Origin of the sequence: Sporofaciens sp. JLR.KK001 (genome assembly GCF_036941055.1) — a bacterium.
Lineage (GTDB): Bacteria > Bacillota > Clostridia > Lachnospirales > Lachnospiraceae > Sporofaciens.
In genome coordinates this window covers 436,995-455,287 of sequence record NZ_JAYMNO010000002.1, presented here as the reverse complement: position 1 = coordinate 455,287, position 18,293 = coordinate 436,995, and the positions used below count along the sequence as shown (strand labels likewise).

Below are 18,293 nucleotides of genomic sequence, written 5' to 3'. Positions count from 1 at the left end.
GATTTAGATCAGGTAGGAAATATAGAAGGAGGGACATGGATTTAAACCAAATATACAATATAGACTGCAGTCAATATATGCAGTCTCTGCCGGATGGCTGTGTAAACCTGGTCATAGCCGATCCACCCTATGGTATTTCAAAACAGAAAGCATTTTTGGGGTATTCGCATGGCGTAATTAGAGGGATGGATGAAAAATGGGATATTTTTAACAGCGAGGAAGAGTATCTCATTTTTACAAGGAGATGGCTTAACCAGGTGAAAAGGATACTTGTGGAAAATGGAAGTATCCTTGTGTGGGGGAATTACAGGAGTATCTTTAATGTGCAAAAATGTCTGGAAGAAACAGGTATGTATTATAAAGGCTTGGTGGCATGGGTTAAGCGTGATGCGCCGCCGAATGTTACACGGAGGAGCTATGCACTGTCAACAGAATATATCCTTTGGTATTGCAGATCGGAAAAAGGGTGGGTGTTTAATCATGATGATTTGAAAAAATTGAACAATGGTAAGCAGATGAGGGATTTCTGGGATATTCCAAGAACCATGACAAAGCGGGAACATACAAGGCATCGCACGCAGAAGAAGTATGAGACGGCAGAACGGATAGTGGTCGGCCATAGTAGAAAAAACGACATTGTCTATATCCCTTTCGCTGGTAGCGGAACAGAAATAGAAGCCTGCATAAAAAATGGTCGTAATTGGCTGGCTACGGAAATGGATCAGCAGTATATAAATGAAATTATCCTGCCAAGGATTGGCCAGGGAACACGGCAGAGTGAAGCAAAATAATTGGAGAAAGGGGTGTAGGTTATTCGTGTAAAAAAACAAATTTGCCCAAAAACAAAAAGACGCAGCATGAAGCGTTGGATTGCAGGGGTAATACTACTCTTTTCCATGATCCTGCTAAGTGTCAACGGATATTTCCTTGCAGATATGCTTTTGCTGGAGCGGAAGGATGATGTGCTGCAGGAGCAGTTGAAAGAGATTTATGAAGATTCTAAAAACAGGGAGGCGGAAAAAATACAAAAGGAAACAGGGGGTGAGGGAGATATGGGTTCTTTCTGTACTTTGGGTATTCACGTATTTTTTGATTTGCTATAAGCCACCAAATTGGCTTAGTTAAGCAAAACGAGAATAACGGATTTACCCAAACATCAGAAAGAACCGAGATATGGATGACGATTCGGCTTCTTTTTCAGTTCATCTGGGTCTGCTTGCACTGCACAGGGAAAACCCAGACTGTATCGGCTGGATTAAAATAGAAGAGACAGCCATTGATTACCCGGTCATGTACCATCCATCAGAGGAAAGCTACTATCTTCATCGGGATTTTTATGGGGAGTATTCTGCAAATGGCTGTCTGTTCCTTTCAGATTTGTGCAATCCAAAGACAAGTGACAACCTGATTATCTATGGACATCACATGAACAGCGGGAAAATGTTTGCAGCTTTGGATCAGTATAAGGACAGCGCATTTTATCTGGAACATCCATTGATTTCCTATGACACATTGCATGGCAGTGAAACGTATCAGGTTTTCGCAGTATTCTGTACACCAGTATATACGGGAAATGATTTTCCTTATTATATGTTCACAAAGGCGGAAGATGCGGCAGAGTACCGAGAATACATCAAAGCAGTCAAAGAACGTGCGCTTTACGATACAGGGATTTCGGCGGTTTTCGGAGACAAGCTGCTGACCTTATCCACCTGTGAGTATTCCCAAGTGAATGGAAGGGTTGTGGTAATGGCGAAAAAAATCAGCCAGTAAGAAACAGATTGGTAGATCCTGATACTTTGCGACACCGTGTCGCAAACTTGGATGGTGAAAGGAACAGCGATATGCGGGAACAAGAGTTTAAAGCAAGAGATAAGACAGTCAATAAAATGAGCCGTGACGGTTTGGTTGAGGAAAATCTGCAGAAGAAAGATTCTGTCCGGATAAGCCAGAGGGAATTGGATAATCTGACACTGCCGGGGCAGGCGGCAGATTCTGTCAATTTCCAAAGGGAAAAAGCGTATTCCATTGGACGGGGGCAGAAGGATAGTTTTTCTTCCAGTGCGGAAAATCCCTCAAAGGCAAGCAGGCGGCAAAGGCAGTCCGCAAGAAAGCGGCGGCTGTATGAAGCACATACAAAGAATCCTGTGTCTGAACCGGCAGGCGATTCATTATCAGGATTAGCTGTACAGCCTTTAGCAGAAAACCATATATATTTCGTGCAGGAGCCGGATAGCGATGGGGATGCAGAACCGGAAATCCCGGAGACAGAATCAGTCAGGGGATTGTCGGGATATTCCTCACGCATGGAGAGTATCCGGGGGCATCCGTCCAGCGGAAGGAACTATGTGGAAGCTGTGGCAGAGACAAACCACAGCCGGAAGAAAAAGCTGGTGCAGGCGCAGTTCCGTAAAGGGGATGGACAGCAGGCAGGCGGCGAAGCTGGCAGTAAGGATTCTCGGAAAAAGGATGCCCATTACAGGGAGACGCCGGAAGATGCAGGGAAAACCTTAGAGTCTGTCCGTGAGAATATTAAGAAAAAGCAGAAGCGTGGGCAGATACATAAGGAACAGAAAAAGCAGGAATCCCGGCTTTCCTTCGGTGACGATGAAAGCGGCATGGTGCATGGTGCAGGTATGGGGATCGGTAGAAAAGCTGCATCTGCGGCGTCACATTCCATGTCAGCTTATACCCACGGGAAGGTGCATGAAGCGGAGCAGGATAATTCTGCGGCAGAGGGAGCACACCGGGCAGAGGTCATGGCGGAACATTCTTTGCGGAATGCCATGCGTACCTCCCGCCGGATGATGCAGCGGAAACTCTCCCGTTGGAGGGAATCCCCGGAAGGGGAAGGGGTGAAAAGCCGTCTGCAGTATGAAGCTTCACGGGAAACAGCAGAATCCGTGGGAAAGCAGTTAGCAGGAACGGAGCAGACAGAGAAAACAATCCAGAAAAAATTCTGGCAGAAACAGCGGATTAAAAAATCCTACCAGGCGGCAAAGAGGGGTGAGAAAACAACAGCGGAGGCGGCAAAAGCCACGCAATCCGTATTTGACAAAATAAAAAGCAAGGCGGCATCCGTCTTAAAAAATAATAAAGGGATATTTGGGGCAGCGGCAGTCATAGGGCTGCTTTTTTTGATGCTTTCTGCGGGCTTGTCAAGCTGCAGCGCAATGATTGAAGGAGCATCGTCCAGTATTATCGGCTCTACTTACCCAAGCACGGATGAAGATATTTATGCTACGGAAAATGCGTATGCGGCATTGGAAGCTGGCTTAAACAGACAGATTAACAACATGGAATCCACACATCCGGGATATGACGAATACTGGTATCAGGTAGACGAAATTTCCCACAATCCCTACCATCTGATTTCCTATTTCACTGCGAAATACGGGGAGTTTACTTATGAACAGGTAAAAGACGAGGTGGAAGATATTTTCCGGGAACAATATAGCCTGTATGTGGACGAAGTCAACGATACGGTGACGGAGACAAAAACCGTGCGTGTCGGGGAATCCCTGGGACAGGTGGTGACGAGTGGGTATTGTAACTGTTCCATCTGCTGCGGTGTATGGTCAGGAGGGCCGACGGCCAGCGGCGTATATCCAACGGCAAACCATACGATAGCGGTGGATGCCGCCAATCCCTTTGTGCCGATGGGTACGAAGGTCGTGATGAACGGCGTGGAGTATGTGGTGGAGGACACAGGGGCGTTTGCCCGGTATGGGGTGCAGTTTGATGTTTATTATAACAGCCATTCCGCTGCGTCCGCACATGGGCATCAGACCTGGGAAGCGTTTATTGCGGACGATAACGGCAATCAGGAAGTGGAAGTGACCACGACGGAAGTAATCAACCGCCTGGAAGTGACGCTTACGAACCACAATCTGGATGCCGTCCTGCGGAGCCGTATGGATGAAAATGAGGAAAAGCGGTATGACCTTTACAACGGGACTTACGGCAACCGGAATTACTTATTTGACGTGGGGAGCCTGCCCGGTGGCGGCGGTGCGGATGGATATGGGTATGAAATCCCGTCCGAGGCATTGTCGGATGAAAAGTTTGCAAGGATGATCCATGAGGCGGAAAAATATTTAGGCCGTCCTTATGTTTGGGGCGGAGCTTCGCCAAGTACCGGGTTTGACTGTTCCGGGTTTGTCAGTTGGGTCATCAATAACTGCGGGAATGGATGGAACGTAGGGAGGCAGACGGCGGAAGGATTGCGTGGGTGCTGCGCCCATGTACCATCTTCACAGGCAAAGCCGGGTGATCTGATATTCTTCCAGAACACCTACCCGACATCTGGAGCAAGCCATGTGGGGATTTATGTGGGCAACAATATGATGATCCACTGCGGTGACCCAATCCAATATACAAACATAAGTTCTGCATACTGGCAGCAACATCTACTCGGATTTGGAAGGCTGCCTTAGAGAGTTGTGTTGAGTTGCAATTAAGTTTGATAATTTTGCAATAAAGATTGATAATTTACAACTTTGTTTGATAAAAACGGCTTCACAAAGAAATTGACAATTATGATTGATAAAACTTAAATAAAATGACAATTAAAGTTGATAAAAACGGAGATTTCGTGGCACTTAAAGGAGCATGGTTCTTATTATGCTTCTTTGCTTTTCTGCAACATGGCTTCGTGATATTAAGTTTTGGAGTAAATTATCAAACTTAATTGTAATTATGGAGCTTATTATTATCAAACTGTTTTGCAAAAAGACAAGTTGGTGTCTGATAATAATTAAGTTTGACAATATGAGAATAAAGTATGACAACCACAAAGCAAAAATCATAAAAAAACCTGACAATATCAGGATAAATACCATAGGTGGCAATGTCATAAATCAGAACGTGGAATCATCACACTGACCAGCTTGGAGTGCAGAGCATTTCAGGCTTTTCTATTGTCAAACTATTTTATCACAAAGGCGCTTGTAAATGTAAGCCTATATTATGAAAGGACAGTTGGGAGGATGATATGGCGCAAATACAATACCAGTTTAATAAAAACGATGAATATTTCACGCCGGCATATGCGGTTTATCCAATCGTGAAACGGCTGAAATCCGGTTCCAGGGTGTGGTGCCCGTTTGACACAAAAGACAGTGAGTTTGTCAGAGTGCTTGTCCGGCATAGGTTCCAGGTGGTTTATGGGCATATTCGGACAGGGCAGGATTTCTTCCAGTCCGATGTTCCGGAATGTGATTATATCGTCAGCAACCCGCCTTACAGCTTAAAAAATGAAGTGTTGAAGCGGCTGTATGAAATCGGCAGGCCGTTCGCCATGCTGATTAATTTTCAGGGGATATTTGACAGCCGGGAACGCTTTCAAATGTTCAAAGAACATAAGGTGGAAATGCTCTGGCTCAGCCCAAGGGTGAACTATATGACGGAGGGCAAGGATTCCCTCCAGGGTGTGCCGTTCCAGAGTGGTTATCTCTGCAGCGGTGTTTGTGAAAGACAATTGGAATTTGAATACCTGGTAAAACAGTGAATTAGGCAATAGAAGAAATGAGGTGGTGGATATGAATAAAAAGCTGCACCGTGTCCTGGATGAAATCCAGAAAACGGAGGAAAAGATTGCCGCATGGCAGGAGCATTTAGGGGAGCTGAACATCCAAAAGGAAATGTTAGAGGATGCGGAGATTATAAAAAGCGTCCGTTCCATGCGGCTTAACAGCCGGGAGTTATTGTCTGTCCTGGAGGGCATACAGAATGGGACGGTCGTACTTTCAGAGGAGCCGGAAATGGCGGAGGATTCCGGCAGTGCTGAAATCATAAAGCCGGAAAACCGGGCAGAACTGACGGAAAGCATGGAGAAAACAACAGAAAATCAGGCAGAAACAGCGGAAAACACAGCAGGGGGATTCTCTGCAGGACAGGGATTGTCGGAGGGTATGGCAATGGAAAGGGAGGATTTTTAGAATGAAAGCGAAAATTAAAAAATATCTGATGGTAATTACGATGGTCGTGGGGATGATGTTCTCTGCGGCCATGCCTGCATTTGCCTATACGGACAGTGCAGGGCAGACGGAAGCCGACACCACAAATGTTGGGACAGCGACAGGAAATAGCAGCGTGGAAAACGGAGATCCGGAGGATGCGCCGATTGCAGAGGAACCGTCAGACACAGAAGAACCAGAAGAGGAAGAATCACAGAGCAGGGTGCAGGGGACGCCGTTTTCTGTGCCTGGGAACGGGCAGTTGGTGGACGATATGGCAGACGATGAAAGCAAGCAGTTTTTAACTGTGCAGACTAAGAACGGCAATACCTTTTTCATGGTGTTAGACCGCTCCAACAATACGGAGAATGTCTATATGCTGTCCATGATTGATGAAAATGACCTGGCAGAATTTATTGGGGAAACAAAGGAAGACCCAAAGCAGGAGCAGCCTTCCGTAATCATCCCGGAAACAGAAAAGCCGTCTGTACCGGAAGAACCAGAAATGGAGACAGAGCCGGAAGAAAAGGAAGGCGGCACGAATACGGGCGCCCTGCTTGCGGTGATTGTACTTTTGGCTAGCGGCATCGGCGGATATTATTATTTTAAAGTGGTGAAACCAAGGCAGGACGAGGATGAAGAAGACAATGAGGATTTGGAATTTTACGGCGGTGCATATATCAATGAGGAGCAGGACGATTCTGAGGAAGAAGAGGAGGATGATGAATAATGTTTTTGGTCATTGCCGAAAAACCGAGCGTATCACAGAGCCTGGCCAGGATTCTTTCCGTTACGGAACGGGAGGACGGCTATCTGTCAGGGGAAGACTGTATTGTAAGCTGGTGCCTGGGGCATCTGGCCGAGTATGCTTCCCCTGATTATTATGATTCCAGATATGGGAAATGGGAGTTTGCAGACCTGCCCATTGTGCCAGGGCAGTGGGAATTGGCCGTTGCAAAAGATAAGAAAAAGCAGTTTGCAGTCTTAAAAAAGCTGCTGAACCGGAGTGATCTGGATTATGTGGTGAATGCCTGTGACGCAGGCCGGGAAGGGGAACTGATCTTCAAGCGTGTCTATGACCTGTCGGGTAGCAAAATCCCGGTCAGGCGGCTGTGGATCAGTTCTATGGAGGACAGCGCAATCCGGGAAGGGTTTGCCAATCTGAAAGATGGGGAGGAATACAAGAACCTTTGCGAAGCCTCCATATGCAGGGCAAAAGCGGACTGGCTGATCGGAATGAACGCAACCAGGGCATTTACCACAAAATATTATAAGCGATTGACGGTGGGGCGTGTCCAGACACCCACGCTGGCAATGCTGGTGGAGCGGCAGGATGCCATTGACGGGTTTGTGAAGGAAGCCTATTACAAGGTGGCGGTTGAGGGGGATGGGATTCGTGTCATATCAGAATCTATTAAGGATGAAGCGGAAAGCATTGCCCTGGCTGAAAAATGCAATGGGAAATCCGCAGTTATCCGCAAAGTGGAGAAAATCCAGAAGAAGAACCAGCCGCCGAAACTCTATGACCTTACCACGCTGCAGAGGGAGGCAAACCGTTTCTTTGGATATACGGCGCAGGAAACATTAAGGGAGCTGCAGGAACTGTATGAAGCAAAGTTAGTCACCTATCCCCGGACGGACAGCCAGTACATTACAGCAGATATGGAGCAGACAGCTTTAAAATTGTTAGAGCTGTTACCTGAGTTACTGCCTTTCTTACAGGGAGAATCTATCGGGGAGAATATAGGGCGCATTATCAATAATGATAAAGTTTCCGACCACCATGCACTGTTACCGACAAAAGAGGCGCTAGGGCAGGATTTTGAAGAATTATCAGAACGGCAGCGGAATATCTTCCGTCTGATCGGGCAGCGTCTGGCACAGGCAGTATCCGAAGAATGCATTTATGAGGAAACAACAGTCACAGCATTGTGTGAGGGGCATGAATTCTCCGCAAAAGGGAAGGCAACAGTCCAGCCAGGGTTTAAAGGCATTGAAGAAGCCTTCCGTAATGCTGTGCAAAAAGGAAAGCCAGCGGATAAAGGCAAAACAGATGACGCATTCTCCATTCCGGGAAGCTTGCGGGAAGGGATGGAGATTGCAGAAGTCCGTGCAGAGAAGAGCAGGCATTTCACATCAGCTCCGAAGCCGTACAGCGAGGACACACTGCTTTTAGCGATGGAACGGGCCGGGAATCAGGATTTTGATGAAGATACAGAGAAAAAGGGACTTGGCACGCCTGCAACCAGGGCATCCATTCTGGAAAAGCTGGTTTCCTCCGGCTATGCAAAGCGGAACGGGAAGCAGATCCTCCCGACTGCAGACGGGAAGGAACTGATTGCGGCGCTGCCGGATTACCTAAAGTCTGCATCTATGACTGCGGAATGGGAAAATAAACTGCTCCTGATGGAGAAAGGGCAGATGGACAGCTGGGAGTTTTTGCGGGAGATTACAGATTTGATTGATACGATGATTGCAGGCTGCAGCGCCATATCCGGGGAAGAACAGGGCCGTTTCCATCAGAGGGAAAGTGTTGGAATCTGCCCGGTATGCGGGAATCCTGTGTATGAGGGAAAGAAGAACTTTTACTGCAGTAACCGGGAATGTGCTTTCTCCTTGTGGAAGGAGAACCGCTATCTATCCGGTATGAAAAAACTGGTGGATAAGAAGATGGCGGCAGAGCTGCTGGAGAAGGGGCGTACCCATGTGAAGGATCTCTATTCACAGAAAACAGGGAGAACCTTTGCGGCAGACCTGTTGATGACGGCAGAGGATGGACGTGCGAATTTCAGCCTGGAATTTCCGAAGAAAAAGGGAAGCGGGAAATCCGGCAAAGGCAGTGGAAAACAAAAATAAAAAGAAGAATAAAGGTACATGCCGCTTTTGTGTCTGGAAAAGTATTGTTGGATAAAAAACTTTCAGGCACAGGGGCGGTATTTTATATGGAGGGTTTATATGGCAATGTTAAATGAAATCCGTGGGCTTGCGGAGTATGAGGCAAAGTCTGTCACCAGTTCCCCACGGGACTGGATGGGATATCTGGACACGGCGGCGAAGCTGTACCGTTATTCCTTCCCAGATACGCTTTTGATCCATGCACAGCGCCCGGATGCGACTGCCTGTGCGTCGCTGGAGCTGTGGAATGGGAAGATGAACCGGTGGGTGAACCGTGGGGCAAAGGGGATTGCACTGATTGACGATACCGGGCCGACACGGAGGCTGCGGTATGTATTCGATATTTCCGACACGCATATGGTGCGTGGCGGCAGGACGCCAAACCTGTGGAAGATTGAGGATGCACAGAAAAAGGATATCCTTGACCATCTGGCGGACGCTTACGGACTGTCAGAGACAGACAGCGCAGACCTGCCGTCTGCCTTATCCGAAATTTCCCGCCAGTTGACGGAAGAAAACTTAGAGGAAGTGATGGACGGCCTTCTGTATGAAACAGAGGGGACATTTTTAGAGGGGCTGGACGAGGACACGATCCGTGTGGAGTTCCGGCGGCTTTTGATGAACAGCGCTTTTTATACGCTGGCTGTCCGCTGCGGCCTTGACCCGATGGAGTATCTGGAGGAAGAAGATTTTTCGGCAATCACCGATTACAATGCGCTGCCTGCGCTTACCTTCCTGGGAAATGCCACAAGCCAGCTTGTGGAGCCTGTCCTTGTGGACATTGGACGGACAGTGCGTAAGATTCTCATAGAAAAATCCCAGAAAACGGTTGCAAAAGAGAATGGAATCGGCTATAATGAATTTAATGCTTTAAATCGTGAAAGCAAAAACAAAGAAGGAGGAAATGAGCATGGAACTGACTTACCACCGCAAAGGGGATTACCTGTTCCCGAACCTGACCATAGAGAAACCAGAGGCGGCAATCGGGAAGTACGGGATGCTGCGCCGGACATACCTGAAAGAGAACCGGAAGGGATGGTATCAGAGCATGATGCTGTCGGGGAAACTGGACAGGCACTTGATGGAGATCGAGCAGGCAGCGACGGAGAGGATGGAAGTCCTGATGAAAGGGCTGCTTCTGAAATACCCGGCCCCGGACAAGGAGAAAGACCAGATGGCGTGGGCGGCGCACATGAATGGACTGACGGCAATGGCGGAAGAGAGCATCTTGAAGGAATTGGTATACAGCTAAATGAGGAAACAACAGAACAGGATTTGAGTGAAGCAGAGGAGAAAGAAGCCTCTGCTTTATCTTTGCCCGATTTTCCGACTGTGGAACAGCAGAAGAGGGAGATTGAGGGACGGATGCAGGCACTCTATGCCGGGGAGGTTGCGATTTCTCCAGAGGTGATAGATGAAGTCCTGCGCAGCGGCGGCAACCGGAATGGGAGCCAGCTCCGGATCATCTATAATTTTATGATAGACCAGATGCCGGAGGAATATACGGAATTTGTCCGGAGGGAGTATGGCAAAGGCGGCATCGGGCTTATCATAGACGGCAAGGAATATTCTGTCTGGTATGATGAGCTGGGGATGCAGATTGCCGTAGGACATACGGTGACAGACCGGATTCTGGATAAGGTATTTTTATCCTGGGAAGATGTGTGCGGACGTATCCACCAGCTTTTAAAACAGGGGGAGTATGCGCCGCAGGTGGTATTGGATGCCGCAAGGGATAACGCTTTGAAGGAACACGCCAACGCACTTGCCTATATGTATCAGGATATGGCAGAGGGCGTTGCGGAGCTTGTATTTGAAGATGTGGAGGTATTCTATGGCGGATTCCCTGATAAAGTGGAACGGCTGTCAGAGCTGATCGCACAGCCGGAATATCTCTCTGACCTGATAGAACGCCTGGAAGGCCTTGCAGAGGCGTATGAAGAAAATCATGGGATTATGCGATTCCAATTATATAATCCTACACGGATTCTTGCACAGTTCCAGAAGTTTGCAAAGGAGGCTGTACCTTACCAGGCAAGAGAAGGGTTTGCATGGGAAGAACACCCGGTTTTCATCACAGAGGATGAGCTTGACGCTTTTCTGCAGGGAGGGGGCGCATATTCGGACGGGCGGCTTTCCACTTACGCATTTTTTATACAGGATAAGACTGATAAGGAAAAAACGGATTTTATTAAGGAAAGCTATGGGATAGGTGGACGGAGCCATGCGCTGTCCGGCGCTGACAATTCCCATGCGGATTACAGCGGGAAGGGGTTGAAGCTGGCGAGAGGCTCTTATAGTGAGCCGGATGTGGAAATCTTATTGAGATGGCCGAAAGTGGCAAAACGGGTAGTGGCTTTGATTGAAAACGGCAATTACCTGAAACCGTCCGATTATTCCCGTATGCCTGTTTATGAACGGGAAAGGATGGCGGGGCGTGTTGTCAATTTCTATCACCATCTTCCAGACCATATGATACGTCCCTGGGCGGGAAATCCGGATATGTTTACCCACCGGGACGATGTGGTGAGTCTTCTGAACAATCCAGAAGGGCAGGAAGGCTTATTGCGGCATATGGATGAAGCAATAGCGGAATTGCCATTAGATTTTGAAGATTATGAGAAAAAGGTACAAATCCTTACTGATCTTCACGGATATGTGGAAGGGACATATACGATTTTCCCGGAAAGGAAAAGAGAAGAAGTACAGATTGAAAATGGAGGACAGTTATCCCTCTTTGATTTCATGGCCCCAGAAAAGACGCCAGGAAAGCAGGAAGAAACAAAAGAACCGCAAAAAAACGAAGAATCAGAAATTAAAAGTGCGGAACCGATAGAAGATAGCAGCGGCTCCGGCGAAACCGGGAAGTACACTTACGCAGCAGGGAACTTTATATATCTGGATACGGATAAGTTACACCGTATTACAGAAATTAAGAATCAGCACATATCGGTAAAGGATATGGAACATCCAGACCATCAAGAAAGTATAATCTTTCTTGATTCGTATGATGGGAGATTAGATGTCTGCCCGGAACTGAACCGGCATCTGCTGATTGGCGGAAATGCATTAGGGAGGGACAGCCGGGCTATTTACAAAGAATGTCTGTATACTGCCCTTGCCGCCATTAAAAGCAGCGCAGCCTATGATGTCATCCGTTCCAGGGACGTAGATGAAGATATGGCGTATGATATTGTCCAGGAAGAATTGGACAATTTAATGGTGCGCAACAGGGAAAACGCCCCCGTTATGGCAGAAGCCTATGGGAACTGGGATAACTTCCGGGACTGGATGGCGGAAGATATTTTCCAGAGGACGTACCAGGATTACCTTGTGGACAGCCGGGACGCCATTGCCTTGCATGAAAATGACCCGGATGCGCCGGAGTGGGCAAAAGGCATGGCGGTGGATGCAGAGTTACAGGAGATTGCGGCATTTCCAGAAGGAGCAAAGGAAAATATGCGGGAAGCGGAAACGGCGGCAGAAGCAGAAACCGCAGATTCCGCAAAATCCGCAGAACCGGATCTTATGCAAAGAGAACCCGGCATATTTGAGTATGGGGGATTCCATTTTGAAGCTGTTGGGAAACTGCAGGAAAACTTCAACGCACAGGACATTATCCTGAATACCAGATCGCATAACGAACTTGGCATATCTGATTATGAAGATGGGCAGCATCCGTATTCGCACAGCAGCTTTTATGAAGCAAGCACAGACAAAACCGCAGATGTTTTCCGGTGCATGGAAACGGGGAAGAACTATCTCCCAGGGGAGCATGAGCTGTTTGAGTATGTGGGGGAATTTATCCCTTTTATACAGCGGGAGACGCAGGAAGAAGAAGCGGAGCTGCCTCAGACGGGCGCAGCGGCTCCTAATCTGGAAGAATTGCAGGAGGAACCGGACACTGAGGAATACGGTCTGATTGAAAACAGGCTGTTCCTTGCAATGGAGGAAGCAGACGTATATCTGGATGATTTTTCACCGGAGCAGGTGGATGTTATCTATGAAGCTGCTGAAAAAGGTTTGAACCTTGTGCCTATGCTGAACCCGGAGTTCCCTCCGGAGCAGATGCAGCTGATTGCTGACGTGATGGAGCGGATGGCAGCCAATGAACAGGCTGCATTTGGGAATGAGATCAATCCATTGACAAGCCACGTGATGAATCCGGAGGAAATCAACCATATCCGCAAAGACCGCAGGCTCCCCTTAGAGCCTGTTGCCGCAGATGGGATAGAGGGAGCTGGAGGGATCGGAAACGGCAGTACCCGGCAGGCTTCCGGGCAGTCCAGAAGGGATAACGGGACAGGAGAACCGTCACCGGGGCTGGAACGCCGGGAGAAGATAAATTTTCATATCACCGACGATGACCTGGGCGCAGGAGGCCCAAAGCAGAAGTTCCGTGCCAACATGGACGCAATCCTCATCCTGAAAGCATTGGAGTATGAAAACCGCCTTGCCACGCCGGAGGAACAGGAAACCTTATCACATTTCGTCGGATGGGGCGGCATCCCGGCGGCGTTTGACGATAAGAATGAAGCGTGGGCGGCAGAATATGCGGAACTGAAAGCGGCGCTGACGCCGGAGGAATACCGGGAGGCAAGGGCATCTACCTTAAATGCGTTCTATACTTCCCCTACGGTAATTAAAGCGATGTATGAAGCCCTGGGAAACATGGGGTTACAGCGGGGGAATGTGCTGGAGCCGTCCTGCGGAATCGGAAATTTTATGGGATTAGTGCCGGAGCCTATGGACGGGCTGAATATGTACGGCGTGGAGCTTGACAGCATTTCCGGGAAGATAGCGAAACAGCTTTACCAGAAAAATAATATCTCCGTGCAGGGGTTTGAAACCGCTGCATACCCGGACAGCTTCTTTGACTGCGTAATCGGCAATGTGCCGTTCGGCGCTTATAAGGTGGCAGACCGCAGGTATGACCGCCATAACTTTATGATACATGATTATTTCATCGCAAAATCCTTAGACCTGGTGCGCCAGGCGGTGTGGTGGCGGTGGTGACGTCAAGCGGCACGATGGATAAGCAAAGCGCATCCGTGCGCCAGTACATCGCCAACCGTGCAGACCTGATTGGGGCGATCCGTCTCCCCAATAATGCGTTCCAAAGAAATGCCGGGACGGGCGTTGTTGCGGATATTCTGTTTTTTCAGAAGCGTGACCGGGCGTCTTTGGAGCAGCCGGATTGGGTGGAACTTGGCACAACGCCAGAAGGCCATACGGTCAATTCCTATTTTGCAAACCACCCTGAGATGGTGCTTGGGGAGTTTACCACGGAAAGTACACAGTATGGCAAGCAGGAAACCACGGTGAAGCCGATAGAGGGAGCAGTCCTTTCGGAGCAGCTGAAAGAAGCGGTGAAGCACATCCAGGGGACGATTACGGAAATGGAGCTGGAAGATTCAGAACTAGAGGAAACGGCATCATCCATCCCGGCAGACCCTTCCATCAAGAATTTCAGTTTTGCAAATGTGGATGGGAAAGTGTATTACCGGGAAAATTCCGTTATGAATTTGATGGAGCTTCCCGCTTTAACAACAGAGCGTGTGCTGGGGATGATTGAACTGCGGAATTTGACGCAGACACTTCTGCAGTGCCAGATGGAGGACGGCAGCGATGCGGAAGTTGCCGTGCTGCAGAAGGAATTGAACACGCAGTATGACCGTTTTACCGCACAGTATGGACTGATCAGCAGCAATGCCAACCGGAGGGCATTTTCCCAGGACAGCAGCTATTGCCTGTTATCGTCGTTGGAATTGGTGGACGAGGAAGGGAAGCTGAAACGGAAGGCGGATATTTTTACGAAACGTACCATCCGAAAGGCTGTGCCGGTGACAAGCGTGGATACCGCCAGTGAAGCCCTGGCCGTTTCCATCGGGGAGCGGGCAAAGGTGGACGTGCCGTTTATGGCAGAGTTATCCGGCAGGGCAGAATCCGAAGTTACGGAGGAACTGGCGGGGGTGATCTTTAAAAATCCTTTGACAGACCAGTGGGAATCTTCGGATGAGTATTTATCCGGCAATGTCCGGGAGAAACTTACGGTCGCAAAACAATTTGCAGAAAATAATCCGGAATACGGGATCAATGTGCAGGCATTGGAGCGTGTGCAGCCGAAAGACCTGGAGGCATCGGAGATTGAGGTGCGTCTTGGGGCAACCTGGGTAGACCCGGCTTATATCACAGAGTTCATGGGGGAGCTGTTCCATACGCCGGGCCATTTATTGGGGAACCAGATTGACGTGAAGTATGCGAAAGTCAACGGCCAGTGGAACATTTCCGGGAAAGGTGCGGATTCCCGTGGAAATTCCCTTGTCACAGCCACTTACGGGACACCAAGGGCAAGCGGCTACCGTCTGTTAGAAGATGCGCTGAATCTCAAAGACACAAAAATCTTTGATACGGTTGTGGAGGACGGCAAGGAAAAGCGTGTCCTGAACAAAAAAGAAACCATGATCGCACAACAAAAGCAGGAGATGATAAAGGAAGCCTTCAAGGAGTGGATCTTCCGGGACATTGACCGCAGGGAGGATTTGTGCAGGAAATATAACGATTTATTTAACAGCATCCGTCCCCGTGAATATGATGGGAGCCATATCCAGTTTGCAGGCATGACGCCAGAAATTACCCTGATGCCACACCAGAAAAATGCGGTGGCGCATATATTATATGGAAACAACACGCTGCTTGCGCATTGTGTGGGGGCCGGCAAGACCTTCCAGATGATTGCGGCCGGGATGGAGAGCCGGAGGCTTGGGCTGGCACAGAAGAACCTCTATGTCGTGCCGAACCATCTGACCGAACAGTGGGGCAGCGATTTCCTGCGCCTGTATCCAGGCGCAAATGTCTTAGTCGCAACGAAGAAGGATTTTGAGCCTGCCAACCGGAAGAAGTTCTGCTCCCGTATCGCAACCGGGGATTATGACGCCATCATTATCGGGCACAGCCAGTTTGAGCGCATTCCCCTTTCCAGGGAACGGCAGATTGCAGCCATAGAGCGGCAGATGAACGACATCACGTCAGCCATTGAAGAGCTTGCGGCGGAAGATGGCACACGCTACACCATTAAACAGATGGAAAAGACGAGGAAAACACTGGAAACAAGGCTTGCAAAGCTGAATGACCAGAGCCGGAAGGATGATGTTGTGACGTTCGAGCAGTTAGGCGTGGATCGGCTGTTCGTAGATGAGAGCCACAACTATAAAAATATGTTTTTATACACAAAGATGCGCAATGTTGCCGGGATTTCCCAGACGGACGCACAGAAAAGCTCCGATATGTTCATGAAGTGCCAGTACCTGGACGAGATTACCGGAGGGAAGGGCGTCACTTTTGCAACCGGGACTCCCGTATCGAATAGCATGGTAGAGCTATATACGATCATGCGCTATCTGCAGTATGACACCATACAGAGGATGGGTCTGGGGCATTTTGATTCCTGGGCGGCAGCTTTTGGCGAGACTGTCACAAGTATAGAGATAGCACCAGAATTAGAGGTACATAAACAAATCCAGGGAGAAATACGCTAAAAAGAGCAACCATAAATGAATGGATTGCTCTTTTAACATATTTGGAAAGTATTGCATAAAAAACTCAGTTTGCTATAATAAAACGCAAGAATGAAAAATTGGTAAGCAGATATGAAAGGTCAGGAGAGATGCTTCATGTATTATATTGTAATCATAGATGATGATCTATCTGTTCAAAGAGAACTTAAGTTATTGTTGGAAAATGCCGGATATCGTGCAGATGTTGCGGAGGATTTTGCTAACATTCCAGAATATGTGCAGAAACTGCAGCCGGATTTGCTTCTTCTTGATGTTGCTCTGCCGGGAGCCGATGGAATTACTCTGTGTTCTAAAATACGGATGATATCGGATGTCCCTATTATTTTTATTACTTCACAAAGTTCCTCTTCCGCAGAATTAGAATGTATGATGACGGGTGGCGACGATTTTATAGAGAAACCTTACCGTCCTGCAGTATTACTGGCACACATAGCCGCAATATTGCGGAGAGTTTCTGGAAAATCACAGAATAAAGTGCTTGTCTTTGGAGGAATAGAGCTGAATCTGCTTAATGGTACAGTGCGGTGTGAAAAAAAGGAAGTTGAACTTTCCAAAAATGAAATGCATATACTGTCCTATTTTTTTATGCATAAAGATGAAATAATATCAAGAGAAGATTTAATGAATAATTTGTGGGATAATGAAAGCTTTGTAGATGATAATACATTGAGTGTCAACATCAGAAGAATCCGCCAGAAGTTAGAAGATATCGGAGTACAGGATCTGATACAGACAAAAAGGGGAATGGGCTATCAGTTAAAAGCAAGAGAGGGGACGGTATGAAACTGAAAGATTACTGTAAGGATAGAGTAACAAGGTTATTAGGGACACTGGTAGTTTTATTTATTTTATCTGAATTTTTATATATCGTAGGTAATACTTTTGCTTCTATTTTTTTGATTGATTTAACAATTATCAGCATACTATTCATAAAGAATCTGATAGAGTGGTACAGAAGAAAAGAATATTTCAAAACAATCCGGGAGCGGGTAGAAGGTATGGAGCATCCCTGGCTGATCGCTGAGCTTCTGCCCGTTTCTTATCGTGCCGAGGACAAATTATATCAGGAATTATTAAGGCTGGTGGGAAGTTCAGCCATAGAGCAGATTCATAAGATAGAGGATGAAGAAAGGGAGTATGAGGAATATATTGAAGAATGGATACATGAAGTAAAAGCGCCGATTACCTCAATGCAGCTTATGATAGAAAACAGGGCTGGAAATAATCCCGTCTTGAAAAAGGGGTTGAACATAGAATTGGGAAAAATTGAAAATGACGTAGAACGTGCGCTATATTATGCTCGTTCAGAACAGGTATATAAAGATTATTTGATTCAGAAGCTGAATTTACACCGTATCTTAGTTAGGGCAATTAACAGAAACCGTACTATAATTATGAATAGCTGTGTCGGAATAGAATTTGAATGTGAGGATGATATTTATATTTATGGGGACGAAAAGTGGCTTATCTTTCTTATAAGCCAGATCCTTTTAAACTCCGTAAAATACCGGCGCAAGGAGGGTGCAAAGATTATCCTGTCATCTGAAAAAAAGAACAAAAAAGTTATACTGAAAATATGGGATAATGGGACAGGGATAAAGGAAGAGGAATTACCGAGGATTTTTGAGAAGGGGTTTACCGGGAGCAATGGAAGGGAAAACGAGCGTTCTACGGGAATAGGCTTATATCTGGTAAAAAAATTATGTCAAAAGCTGGATATGGAAGTATGGGCAGAATCTTTGTTCAAAGAATATACTTCTGTTTATCTATCGCTTCCGGCAAAACAAAACGTCTGATTCTAAAAGGCAAATTCATCACAAATGGATGTGGGGAGTTTGCCTTTTCAAATGGAGAACAGCATATT

10 protein-coding genes and 1 pseudogene are annotated in these 18,293 nt (G+C 47.5%); all 11 read left to right on the top strand.

Going from position 1 to position 18,293, the window contains the following annotated elements:
• The first annotated feature begins 35 nt into the window (after positions 1-35).
• The 11 genes and pseudogenes from VSQ62_RS27415 to VSQ62_RS27360 all read left to right on the top strand — a co-directional run bounded on the left by VSQ62_RS27415 (position 36) and on the right by VSQ62_RS27360 (position 18,225).
• Positions 36-791, top strand: a complete 756-nt coding sequence (locus VSQ62_RS27415; protein WP_172539539.1) for a DNA-methyltransferase — start codon at positions 36-38, stop codon at positions 789-791.
• 66 nt (positions 792-857) lie between these two features.
• Positions 858-1,103, top strand: a complete 246-nt coding sequence (locus VSQ62_RS27410; protein WP_334638172.1) for a hypothetical protein — start codon at positions 858-860, stop codon at positions 1,101-1,103.
• 70 nt (positions 1,104-1,173) lie between these two features.
• Positions 1,174-1,773 carry a class B sortase gene (locus tag VSQ62_RS27405; RefSeq protein ID WP_334638171.1) on the top strand — a complete coding sequence of 200 codons (600 nt, stop codon included), beginning with the start codon at positions 1,174-1,176 and terminating at the stop codon, positions 1,771-1,773.
• Positions 1,774-1,844: 71 nt separating this feature from the next.
• A complete protein-coding gene (locus VSQ62_RS27400) occupies positions 1,845-4,436 on the top strand; it encodes a C40 family peptidase (protein ID WP_334638170.1) in 2,592 nt (863 codons plus the stop codon).
• 557 nt (positions 4,437-4,993) lie between these two features.
• Entirely contained in the window at positions 4,994-5,509 is a 516-nt protein-coding gene (locus tag VSQ62_RS27395) for a sugar-phospahte nucleotidyltransferase (protein ID WP_172537934.1), read from the top strand.
• A 31-nt stretch (positions 5,510-5,540) separates the two neighbouring features.
• The gene (locus VSQ62_RS27390) at positions 5,541-5,939 is read left to right on the top strand and encodes a DUF4315 family protein (RefSeq protein WP_172537935.1); all 399 of its coding nucleotides are present in this window, start codon (positions 5,541-5,543) and stop codon (positions 5,937-5,939) included.
• A gap of 1 nt (position 5,940) precedes the next feature.
• Positions 5,941-6,687, top strand: coding sequence for a CD1107 family mobile element protein (locus VSQ62_RS27385; protein WP_334638169.1), 747 nt, complete (start codon positions 5,941-5,943; stop codon positions 6,685-6,687).
• The gene (gene topB, locus VSQ62_RS27380; RefSeq protein WP_334638168.1) at positions 6,687-8,813 is read left to right on the top strand and encodes a DNA topoisomerase III; all 2,127 of its coding nucleotides are present in this window, start codon (positions 6,687-6,689) and stop codon (positions 8,811-8,813) included. The genes VSQ62_RS27385 and topB overlap by 1 nt, the downstream gene beginning before the upstream one ends.
• A gap of 99 nt (positions 8,814-8,912) precedes the next feature.
• Positions 8,913-16,351 (top strand): annotated as a pseudogene (locus tag VSQ62_RS32735) (helicase-like domain-containing protein); the annotation flags it as partial.
• 174 nt (positions 16,352-16,525) lie between these two features.
• A complete protein-coding gene (locus VSQ62_RS27365) occupies positions 16,526-17,212 on the top strand; it encodes a response regulator transcription factor (protein WP_004070228.1) in 687 nt (228 codons plus the stop codon).
• Positions 17,213-17,511: 299 nt separating this feature from the next.
• Complete coding sequence (locus VSQ62_RS27360; RefSeq protein ID WP_334638166.1) at positions 17,512-18,225, top strand: ATP-binding protein; 714 nt, start codon at positions 17,512-17,514, stop codon at positions 18,223-18,225.
• Positions 18,226-18,293 lie beyond the last annotated feature (68 nt).

What these genes read in the sequence shown, in the direction of transcription:
- VSQ62_RS27410 (WP_334638172.1), top strand. Translation starts at nt 858, where the DNA reads ATGAAGCGTTGGATTGCAGGGGTAATACTACTCTTTTCCATGATCCTG.
- VSQ62_RS27405 (WP_334638171.1), top strand. Translation starts at nt 1,174, where the DNA reads ATGGATGACGATTCGGCTTCTTTTTCAGTTCATCTGGGTCTGCTTGCA.
- VSQ62_RS27390 (WP_172537935.1), top strand. Translation starts at nt 5,541, where the DNA reads ATGAATAAAAAGCTGCACCGTGTCCTGGATGAAATCCAGAAAACGGAG.
- VSQ62_RS27415 (WP_172539539.1), top strand. Translation starts at nt 36, where the DNA reads ATGGATTTAAACCAAATATACAATATAGACTGCAGTCAATATATGCAG.
- VSQ62_RS27365 (WP_004070228.1), top strand. Translation starts at nt 16,526, where the DNA reads ATGTATTATATTGTAATCATAGATGATGATCTATCTGTTCAAAGAGAA.
- topB (WP_334638168.1), top strand. Translation starts at nt 6,687, where the DNA reads ATGTTTTTGGTCATTGCCGAAAAACCGAGCGTATCACAGAGCCTGGCC.
- VSQ62_RS27395 (WP_172537934.1), top strand. Translation starts at nt 4,994, where the DNA reads ATGGCGCAAATACAATACCAGTTTAATAAAAACGATGAATATTTCACG.
- VSQ62_RS27385 (WP_334638169.1), top strand. Translation starts at nt 5,941, where the DNA reads ATGAAAGCGAAAATTAAAAAATATCTGATGGTAATTACGATGGTCGTG.
- VSQ62_RS27400 (WP_334638170.1), top strand. Translation starts at nt 1,845, where the DNA reads ATGCGGGAACAAGAGTTTAAAGCAAGAGATAAGACAGTCAATAAAATG.